Here is a 9,602-nt window from a genome sequence, read left to right on the forward strand (position 1 = left end):
AGCGCTGATCCTCCTCGGCCGGGCGCTGGTGCACCTGCGGCTGGGGCGCGAGCGCGAGGTTGTCGCGGGTGGCGTAACCGTGCGAACCCGAGGTGTCGCTCGACGTGTGCGACCGGGTGAGGGAGCGCACCGTGGAGCGCTCGGCCCGCTCCGTTCGCTCCGACCGCTCGGGGCGCTCGTCGTCGTCCAGGTCGGCGGCGCGGTTCCGCTCGCCCACGCGCAGCCGCTCCGAGGTGCGTGCCCGCGGCAGAGGGGCCGGCGGCTCCTCGACGTCGTCCTCATCGGCGAACTCGTCGGCGTATCGGTAGCCGGAGTCCCTGTCCCGGTCGCGGTCGCGGTAGCTCCCGGACTCGCGGTAGCCGCGGTCGTCGTAGCCCCGCTCGTCGTCTTCCTCGACGAGCCCGAGCCACACTCCCGCCTTGCGCAGAGCACTCACGCCGTCACCTCGTCCCGCTCGGCGCCAAACCGACCGTCCATTGCCCCCACCTCGATTTCTTCAGCGGCGCACACCCCCATGTGGGCCGCATCCCCCCTTGCACGCGCCTTACGCAGACGTGCGCTGCGCTGTCCGGGCGCGAGCAGGTCGCTGCCCCCGCGTAAACAACACCTATGTAGTTTGCTGCCCGCCGCAAGGCTACCGCAGCAGGTTTCGCATCCCGAGTAAAGAAGTGCCGATCCGCACGTGTGTCGCTCCGTGCAGAATCGCCGCCTCCAGGTCTCCGCTCATCCCCGCGGACACCACCGTCGCCTCCGGATGATCGGCCCTGACCTGCTGCGCGATCCCGGCGAGCCGCTCGAAGGCCCGCTCGGGGTCCCACCCGGCGGGCGCCACCGCCATCACACCGCACATTCGCAGGCCGGGTGCGCCGGCGACCGCCTCCACCGTCGCCGCGAGGTCCGCGGCCGCACCGCCGCGCGAGGGGTCGCCGTCCAGGCTCACCTGGACCAGCACGTCGAGCGGAGCATCGCGCAGATCCTGGGCGGCCTTGTCCAGGGCCGACGCGAGGCGCTCGGAGTCCACCGACTCGACCACGTCGGCGTACCGCGCGACCGAGCGGGCCTTGTTGCGCTGGAGCTGGCCGACGAAGTGCCATCGCGGGACCGCGCCGGCCGCGCGTACCTCGGCGGCCTTGGCCTTCGCCTCCTGGTCCTTGTTCTCCCCGACGTCGGTGACGCCGAGCTCGGCGAGCAGGACCACGTCGCTCGCCGGATAGGTCTTCGTGACGGCGACCAAGGTGATCTCGGCCGGGTCACGACCCGCTGAAGCTGCGGCGCGCGCAATCCGCCCCTGAACCTGGTCCAGGTTGGCAGCGAGCTGCGCGCGCCGCTGCGTCACGAGCCGTTCTTCAGGAAATCCGGCACGTCCACGTCGTCGAAGAGGACCCGCCGCGGCGGCGGGGTCGTCGTGGCCGGTGTGCTGGACACCGGCACCGAGGCCGGCGTGACGGCCGGCGGCGCGCTCGGCTGCTGCACCACCTTGCGCGTGGTCTCGACCGGCTTGTACGAGGGCGTGCCCCCGTCGAAGCCCGCCGCGATCACGGTGACCCGCACCTCGTCGCCGAGGGCGTCGTCGATGACCGCGCCGAAGATGATGTTGGCGTCCGGGTGCGCCGCGTCGGTGACCAGCTGGGCCGCATCGTTGATCTCGAACAGGCCGAGGTCGGAGCCGCCGGCGATGGAGAGCAGCACGCCGCGCGCACCGTCCATGCTCTGCTCGAGCAGCGGGCTGGAGATCGCCTTCTCCGCCGCCTCGACCGCGCGGTTGTCGCCGCGCGCGCTGCCGATGCCCATCAGGGCGCTGCCCGCGCCGGACATCACGCTCTTGACATCCGCGAAGTCCAGGTTGATCAGGCCCGGCGTGGTGATCAGGTCGGTGATGCCCTGCACGCCGGAGAGCAGCACCTGGTCGGCCTGCCGGAACGCGTCCATCATGCTGATCCCGCGGTCGCCGAGCGCGAGCAGCCGGTCGTTCGGGATCACGATCAGCGTGTCGCACTGGTTGCGCAGCTCGTCGATGCCCGACTCGGCCTGGACCTGGCGGCGCTTGCCCTCGAACGAGAACGGCCGGGTGACCACGCCGATGGTGAGCGCGCCGAGCTTGCGGGCGATGTTCGCCACGACGGGCGCGCCGCCGGTGCCGGTGCCGCCGCCCTCGCCGCACGTCACGAAGACCATGTCGGCGCCCTTGAGCACCTCCTCGATCTCGTCGCGGTGGTCCTCGGCGGCGTTCTTGCCGACCTCGGGCTGCGCGCCGGCGCCCAGCCCGCGGGTGAGCTCGCGGCCCACGTCGAGCTTGACGTCGGCGTCACTCATCAGCAGCGCCTGCGCATCGGTGTTGATCGCGATGAACTCGACGCCCTTGAGCCCGACCTCGATCATTCGATTCACGGCGTTGACGCCGCCGCCACCGATGCCGACGACCTTGATCACGGCAAGGTAGTTGTGTGGAGGTGTCATCGGGCTCAGCCTTCCCTTCCAGGGTTGGCGGCAGACGACGGCCCCAGCGGTCCGGCCAGGAACCGCACTTCCGTCTGCCGCAGCCGTACAAGGGAGGGCGAGGAAACCCTCACCCTCTACTAGAGGCTTAGTCTTATGTCAACCATCGAACCTCTGGTCGCTACGTAAGCAGCCGTCCCATCCCAAACCAAGGACCTCGGCGGCGTGTCGGCGCGTGCTTACGCGACGACTATCCGACCAAGCCGTAACCTCGGCCCTAAAGCGCCGTTTGCGGGGCTTTGTCTGTTTAGCGAATCGTCACCACGGCCGGCGCGCTCACGTCGATGATCCGGCCGTCGCGGCGGAGCAGTGCCGTCGACACCTGGGCCTTGGTGTCGCTCGCCGAGTCGTCGCCCCACACCACCTTGCGTTCCTTGCGCAGCAGCAGCTCGATGCGGGCCGGCGCCGGCACCGAGATCTGCAGCAGCTGCTCGCGCAGCTCCTCGGTCAGCGACCCGAGCACGGTCAGCATGGCCTTGGTGTTGACGTCGTCGGGCGCCGGCTTGGCCAGCTCGGCGATCGGGATCCCGGCCGGCTTCCTGGCCACCGACCGATAGGGCACACCCTCGTCGTCGACCAGCGTGTACTTCTTGCCCGCGCGGACCGCCGCCACCGGGGTGCGCTCGACCACCTCGACGACCACCGAGGCCGGCCAGCTGCGGGAGACGACGGCGTGGTCGACCGGGGCGAGATTCTGCACCCGGGTACGCACGGCGTCCAGATCCACCCGGGCCAGCGGTTCGCGCATCGGCACCGCCGCGGCCTCCTGCACCTGCTCCGCGGTCAGCACGTCCGCCCCGACCACGCGCACCTCCCGGACGCCGAGCACCGGCGTCGCGTACACCATCCAGAGCAGCCCGCCGATCACCAGCACCACGCCGGCGCCGACCGCCCACGGCAGCAACGCGCGCAGCCGGCGCTGCCGGGCGCGGGCCATGAAGCGGCGCACCGACGACGGCACCGCATCGGTGTCCGCCCGGACCAGTCGCCAGTTCCGCCCGCCCCCGCCGGCCATCATGCCGCTCAGTCCTCCTTGCCGGGCGAGCTCGCGGTGAGCGCGTCCAGCAACTCGTCGCCCATCAGGGAGATCGGCGGCGCGCCCATGGTCACCACCACGTCGCCCGGCCGGCTGCGGCGCACCACCTCGGCGGGCACCTGCTCCCACGACGGCACGAACACCTTGTGCCCGGCGGGCAGGTCGATCGCCGCGGTCAGCGCGACGCCGCCCTCCCCCGGCTGGCGCTGCTCACCCGGCCCGAAGACCTCCATGCAGATCACCTCGTCGGCGATCGCCAGCCCCTCGGCCAGCTCGGCCTGCAGGTCGCGGGTGCGGTAGACGCGGTAGGGCTGGAAGACCACCAGCAGGCGGCCGTCGCCGGCCACCTCACGCAGGGTGCGCAGCGCGGCCTTGACCGAGGTCGGGTGGTACGCGTACTCGTCGTAGACCCGGACCCCGGCGGCGATGCCCTTGCGCTCGAACCGCCGCCGCACCCCCGGGAACGACGCCAGCGCCTCGGTGATCGACTTCAGCGGGATCCCCAGCTTCAGCGCGGTCAGCACGGCCGCCGAGCTGTTGAGTCCCATGTGGGTGCCGGGCAGCGCGAGCCGGATCTCGCCGAGGTCCTGTCCGTCCATCGTGGCCCGGTAGCGGACGCCGCCGGTGGCCGAGGACACCTGCGAGATCCGCAGATCGGCGCCCTCGCTCTCCCCGTACGTGTAAACGGTCCGGCCCTCGGCGCGCAGCGCCGCGATCAGCTCCTGCACGCCCTCGTCGTCGGCGCAGGTCACCACGAAGCCGTCGGCCGCGGTGAGCCGGGCGAACTCGAGAAAGCCCGATTTCAGCCCCGCCAGGTCGCCCCAGTTGTTGAGGTGGTCGCCCTCGATGTTGGTGATGATCGCGACGTGCGGGCGGTAGATCAGGAACGACTTGTCGCTCTCGTCGGCCTCGGCCACGAAGTGCGGGCCGCTGCCGTGGTGGCCGTTCGACCCGGCCTCGGAGATCTCGCCGCCGATCACGAACGACGGGTCCTGCCCGGCGTGCTGCAGGATCACCGTCATGATCGAGGTGGTCGTCGTCTTGCCGTGGGTGCCGGCCACCGCGATGGTCTGCCGGTTGGTCATCGCCGCGGCCAGCGCCTCGGAGCGGTGCAGCACCCGCAGCCCGCGCCGGCGTGCCTCGACCAGCTCGAGGTGGTCGTGCGGGATGGCGGTGGAGTAGACGACGGTGTCGACACCGTCCAGGTTGGACGCCTTGTGTGCCATGTGGACGGTGCCGCCGAGCGCGCGCAGGGCGGTCAGCGCCGGCCACTCGCGCAGCTCGCTGCCGCTGACCGGCACTCCCCGGGTGAGCAGCAGCCGTGCCAGGCCGCCCATGCCCACTCCGCCGATGCCGATCAGGTGCACGCTGCCCAGATCCTCGGCGGTCAACTCGCCGGCCGGGGTCAGCTCCGCCGTGTTCACTCTGTTACTCCTAGGTCGTTACCGGTCATCGGCGGGCCACCGCCTCGCAGACGAAGTCCACCAGCGCGTCGTCGCCGTCTCGCCGGCCGTACGCCGCGGCCGCCGCGCCCATCTGCCGCAGCCGCTGCGGGTCGCGGGCGAGCGGGATCACCGTACGCTCGATCCACTCGGGCGTGAGCTCCGCGTCGTCCACGATCAGCCCGCCGCCCGCCTCGACCACCGGCAGCGCGTTGCGCCGCTGCTCGCCGTTGCCCCACGGCAGCGGGACGTAGACGGCGGGCACGCCGACCGCCGTCGTCTCGGCGACGGTGATCGCGCCGCCCCGGCACATCACCAGATCGGCGACCGCGTAGCCGAGCTGCATGTCGGACAGGTACGGCACCACCACGTACGGCACCGGCAGCCCTTCCGGCACGTCGAACGGGTCGTTGCGGCCGCCCTGGACGTGCAGCACCTGGATGCCGGCGTGGGTCAGCGCCTTGGCCGCGCCGGACACCGCCAGGTTGATCGTGCGGGCGCCCTGCGACGCCCCGAAGACGAACAGCACCGGCAGATCGGGCCGGAGTCCGAAGTGGGCGAGCGCCTGCGGCCGCAGAGCCGGCCGGTCCATCCGGGTGATCGAGGTCCGCAGCGGCACCCCCACCACCCGGGCGTCGCGCAGGGCCTCGGACTGCTGGGGCTGATGCGGGAAGCCGACCGCCACGTTCTTGGTGAACCGCATGCCCAGCTTGTTGGCGACCCCGGGCGGCACGTTCACCTCGTGGACCACCATCGGCAGCTCACGGCGCCACCCGGCCAGGTACGCGGGCACCGACACGTACCCGCCGAAGCCGACGATGGCGTCGGCCTGGACCTCGTCGATCACCTTGCCGGCCGCGTGCGCCGACTTCCACATCCGGTCGGGGGTGCGGATCAGGTCGAGGTTGACCTTGCGAGGGAGCTGGTGCACGGGGATGACGCGAAGGTCGTACCCGGCCTCGGGGATGATCTCGCTCTCCATCCCCTTCTGCCCGCCCAGCGCGGTGATCCGCACGGCGGGAAAGGCCCGGCGCAGCGCGTCGGCGAAGGCGAGCAGCGGGTAGATGTGACCACCGGTGCCTCCTCCGGCGACCACCACCGACCGCAGCGAAGCCATCACCGTCTCCTTTCCGCCCCCACCCGCGCGGGAGCCCGGCCGGCTTTCTTGACGGGCGGACGCGGCCGGCGCGGCGGGGGGAGCGGCGGCAGCGGGGCCCAGACTAGCCGTACCCATCTCGCCGGCGGACGGGCGTTCAGGGCCCGGGCCGCATCGGGCTCCGCCCGGGCGAAGGAGGCGAGCATGCCGATCGCGGCGAGGGTGACCACCAGGGCGCTGCCACCGGCGGAGATGAACGGCAGCGGCAGGCCGGTGATCGGCAGCAGCCCCACCACGCCGCCGATGTTGATCACGGCCTGGGCGACCAGCCAGGTGGTGATGCCGGTCGCGGCGAGCCGGCGGAACGGGTCGTCGACCCGCCGCGCGATCCGGAAGCCGGTGTACGCGAGCACCGCGAACAGCGCCAGGATCACGACGCAGCCGACCACTCCGAGCTCCTCGGCGACCACGGCGAAGATGAAGTCGTTGTCCGCCTCGGGCAGCCAGTCCCACTTGAGCGCGCTCTTGCCCAGCCCGACGCCGAACCAGCCACCCTCGTAGATCGCCGAGCGGCCCTGCAACAGCTGGTAGCAGGCGCCCTGGAAGCAGTCCTCCGGCGGGTTCAGGAACGAGGTGAGCCGGGCCAGCCGGTAGTTCTCCTGGCCCACCTCGCCGGAGCCGGCGCCCCGGGACGCCGCGGCGATCAGCAGGCCGATGCCGGAGAGGCCGAGCACGCCGAGTGCGGCGAAGACCCGAAGCCGCACCCCGGCCGTCCAGAGCAGCCCGACGATCAGCGCCAGCAGCACCAGCATCGTGCCGAGGTCGTTGTAGCCGACCAGGACGAAGAGCAGGCCGACGACCGGGAACAGCGGCATGGCCAGCTCGCGCCAATGGCCCAGCGAGGCGCCCTTGCGGGCGATCACGTCGGCGCCCCACAGCACCACGCCCAGCTTGGCCAGCTCGGAGGGCTGGATGCCGACCGGCCCGATGTAGAGCCAGAGCAGCTTGGCCTCGAACGGGCCGAGCTGGGCGCTCTTGATCGCGTTCACCGACTCGAGCGCGAGCAGCAGGTCGAGCACGGCGAGCAGGGCCAGGGCGGCGGCCAGCACGTACTTGCCGAGGGCGCGCAGGGTGCGGGCGGGCAGCCGCTGGCAGACCCAGAAGCCGAGCAGGCCGAGCGCGGCGAAGACGATCTGGTTGCGGATCGCGCTGAACGCGTTGCCGTGCTGCGCGTACGCCTTGACGCTGGTCGCCGAGAACACCATGGTCAGGCCGATCAGCAGCAGCAGGCCGGAGCTGGCGATCAGCAGGTAGTAGGAGGACAGCGGCCGCGCGAGCAGGCCGTGCACAGCCGGGAGGTACTGCCGGCTGAGCGACGGCCTCGGTTTCTGATCCTCCGCCATGGCAACATCATCGCGTCGCCGACTGTCTTCGTTGCGAAGAAGACACGCGTGTCGCGCGGTGACTTAACCCATCACGGCCAGGAAGTCGCTGTAGAACAGGCCCAGCCCGGTCGCGACGCAGATGCCGGCCACGATCCAGAACCGCACCACGATGTTGACCTCGGACCAGCCGGCCAGCTCGAAGTGGTGCTGCAGGGGCGACATCCGGAACACCCGTTTGCCGGTGGTCTTGAACGAGATGATCTGGATGACCACCGACATCGTGATGATCACGAACAGCCCGCCGATGATGATCGACAGCAGCGTGGTGCGGGTGGCCATGGCCAGGCCGCCGATCAGGCCGCCGAGGCCCAGCGCGCCGGTGTCGCCCATGAAGATCCGGGCCGGCGACGTGTTCCACCACAGGAAGCCCAGACACGCCCCGGCGGCGGCCGCCGCGATCAACGCGATCTCCAGCGGGTCACGCACCTGGTAGCAGTAGGCCGCGTCCCGCGCGTAGTCGGTGTCACCGCACCAGTGCCGGTACTGCCAGAAACCGATCAGCCCGTACGCGCCCAGCACCGCGATCGACGCGCCGGTGGCCAGGCCGTCGAGGCCGTCGGTGAGGTTCACGCCGTTCGACATCGACATGATCACGAAAACGAAGATGATCACTGAGCCGAACTTGCCGACATCCGCCCAGCCCCAGGGCAGGTCGCGGATGAAGGAGATGCTCTCGCTGGCCACCGTCTGCCCGTTGGTGCTGGGCACGTACAGGGCGGCGATGCCGAACCCCGCACCCACGACGAGCTGGCCGAGCAGCTTGCCCTTGGCGCTCAGCCCGCCGGAGTGGCTCTTGCGAACCTTGAGGAAGTCGTCGAGGAAGCCGACCGCGCCGCAGAACACGAACAGTCCGAGCAGGACCAGCGCGGTCATCGTCGGGCGTTCCTGGGCGATCTGCCGCTCCGGCAGCGTGGTCAGCGCGGCGTGCCCGGCCACGTACGCGAGGACCGTCGCCGCGATGAACGCGACGCCGCCCATCGTGGGCGTGCCCTTCTTGCTCTGGTGGGTGGCCGGTCCGAGACTGCGGATCGGCTGCCCGGCCTTCAGCGCGGTGAACACCTTGATGGCGATCGGCGTGCCGAACAGCGAGATGATGAACGCGACCGCGGCCGCGACGATGACTGCCCTCACGGGCGAACCCCCTCGGGACGTAGTGAGTCCACGACGTCCCACGTGCGATAACGGGAACCCTTGACCAGAACCACGTCGCCCTCGCGCAGATCCAGCGCGGCGATGGCGGCGGCCTGGTCCGCCGCGAGCTCGCCCCCGCCGAACCCGTCCAGGATCGGATCCGCGGGCGAGACGGCGATCACGCGGTCCACGCCCAGCTCGGCCGCCAGCCTGCCCACCTCGACATGTCCGGCCCTCTCGTGATCGCCCAGCTCGGCCATGTAGCCGAGGACGGCGATGGTCCGCCGCCCCGCGCCGATGGTGGCCAGTGCGCGCAAGGCGGCCGCCGTCGACGCCGGGTTGGCGTTGTACGAGTCGTCGATGACGGTCACCCCGTCGGGCCGGTCGAAGACGTCCATCCGCCGCCCGGAGACGATGCCCACCTCGCCGAGCGCGGCCGCAACGGCCTCAACCGGCATGCCCAGCTCGAGCGCGACGGCGGCCGCGGCGAGGGTGTTGCCCACCTGGTGCCGGCCGGTGACCGCGAGCCGCACCTTGTGACCGTTGAGCATGTAGGAAGCGCGTCCACGCTCGTCGAGCCCGACGTCGGTGGCCCGCACGGCAGCGGTCGAGGCCTCGCCGAAGGTGACCACCCGGGCCGCGGTCCGGGACGACATTTCCGACACCAGCGGGTCGTCCGCATTGAGCACCGCGACACCGTCCGCCGGCAGCGCCTCGACCAGCTCGCCCTTGGCCAGGGCGATCCGCTCGACTGAGCCGAACTCGCCCACGTGCGCGACGCCGACGTTGAGCACGAGCCCGATCTTCGGCGGCGCGACCTCGGTCAGATAGCGGATGTGTCCGATGCCTCGAGCGCCCATCTCAAGCACGAGGAAGCGCGTATCAGGGGTGGCTTTCAAAACCGTGTAAGGGAAATCTCAGTCGTGACAACGCGCAAAAACTATCGTCATTTATGA

7 protein-coding genes and 2 pseudogenes are annotated in these 9,602 nt (G+C 71.0%); all 9 read right to left on the reverse strand.

Going from position 1 to position 9,602, the window contains the following annotated elements; genetic code table 11:
- Positions 1–436 (reverse strand): annotated as a pseudogene (locus AB0M20_RS13020) (cell division protein SepF); the annotation flags it as partial.
- A 198-nt stretch (positions 437–634) separates the two neighbouring features.
- Complete coding sequence (locus tag AB0M20_RS13025) at positions 635–1,336, reverse strand: YggS family pyridoxal phosphate-dependent enzyme (RefSeq protein ID WP_364297589.1); 702 nt, start codon at positions 1,334–1,336, stop codon at positions 635–637.
- On the reverse strand, positions 1,333–2,457 hold the full coding sequence (gene ftsZ / locus AB0M20_RS13030; protein WP_364297591.1) for a cell division protein FtsZ: 1,125 nt from the start codon (positions 2,455–2,457) through the stop codon (positions 1,333–1,335). Before ftsZ ends, AB0M20_RS13025 begins: the two co-directional genes overlap by 4 nt.
- Before the next feature lie 286 nt (positions 2,458–2,743).
- Positions 2,744–3,511: an FtsQ-type POTRA domain-containing protein gene (locus AB0M20_RS13035; RefSeq protein WP_364297601.1), complete on the reverse strand. Its 768-nt coding sequence runs from the start codon at positions 3,509–3,511 to the stop codon at positions 2,744–2,746.
- An 8-nt stretch (positions 3,512–3,519) separates the two neighbouring features.
- On the reverse strand, positions 3,520–4,956 hold the full coding sequence (murC, locus tag AB0M20_RS13040; protein ID WP_364297593.1) for a UDP-N-acetylmuramate--L-alanine ligase: 1,437 nt from the start codon (positions 4,954–4,956) through the stop codon (positions 3,520–3,522).
- Positions 4,957–4,981: 25 nt separating this feature from the next.
- The gene (murG, locus tag AB0M20_RS13045; protein ID WP_364297595.1) at positions 4,982–6,091 is read right to left on the reverse strand and encodes an undecaprenyldiphospho-muramoylpentapeptide beta-N-acetylglucosaminyltransferase; all 1,110 of its coding nucleotides are present in this window, start codon (positions 6,089–6,091) and stop codon (positions 4,982–4,984) included.
- A complete protein-coding gene (locus AB0M20_RS13050; protein ID WP_364297597.1) occupies positions 6,091–7,473 on the reverse strand; it encodes a putative peptidoglycan glycosyltransferase FtsW in 1,383 nt (460 codons plus the stop codon). The genes murG and AB0M20_RS13050 overlap by 1 nt, the downstream gene beginning before the upstream one ends.
- Positions 7,474–7,536: 63 nt before the next feature.
- Complete coding sequence (gene mraY, locus AB0M20_RS13055; protein WP_364297599.1) at positions 7,537–8,646, reverse strand: phospho-N-acetylmuramoyl-pentapeptide-transferase; 1,110 nt, start codon at positions 8,644–8,646, stop codon at positions 7,537–7,539.
- Positions 8,643–9,557, reverse strand: a pseudogene (murF, locus tag AB0M20_RS13060) (UDP-N-acetylmuramoyl-tripeptide--D-alanyl-D-alanine ligase); the annotation flags it as partial. The pseudogene murF and the gene mraY, both read right to left, overlap by 4 nt.
- Positions 9,558–9,602: the final 45 nt, after the last annotated feature.

This window comes from Actinoplanes sp. NPDC051633, assembly GCF_040681735.1.
In the GTDB taxonomy this organism is placed as follows: domain Bacteria; phylum Actinomycetota; class Actinomycetes; order Mycobacteriales; family Micromonosporaceae; genus Actinoplanes.

What these genes read in the sequence shown, in the direction of transcription:
- ftsZ (WP_364297591.1), bottom strand. Translation starts at nt 2,457, where the DNA reads ATGACACCTCCACACAACTACCTTGCCGTGATCAAGGTCGTCGGCATC.
- AB0M20_RS13035 (WP_364297601.1), bottom strand. Translation starts at nt 3,511, where the DNA reads ATGGCCGGCGGGGGCGGGCGGAACTGGCGACTGGTCCGGGCGGACACC.
- murG (WP_364297595.1), bottom strand. Translation starts at nt 6,091, where the DNA reads ATGGCTTCGCTGCGGTCGGTGGTGGTCGCCGGAGGAGGCACCGGTGGT.
- AB0M20_RS13050 (WP_364297597.1), bottom strand. Translation starts at nt 7,473, where the DNA reads ATGGCGGAGGATCAGAAACCGAGGCCGTCGCTCAGCCGGCAGTACCTC.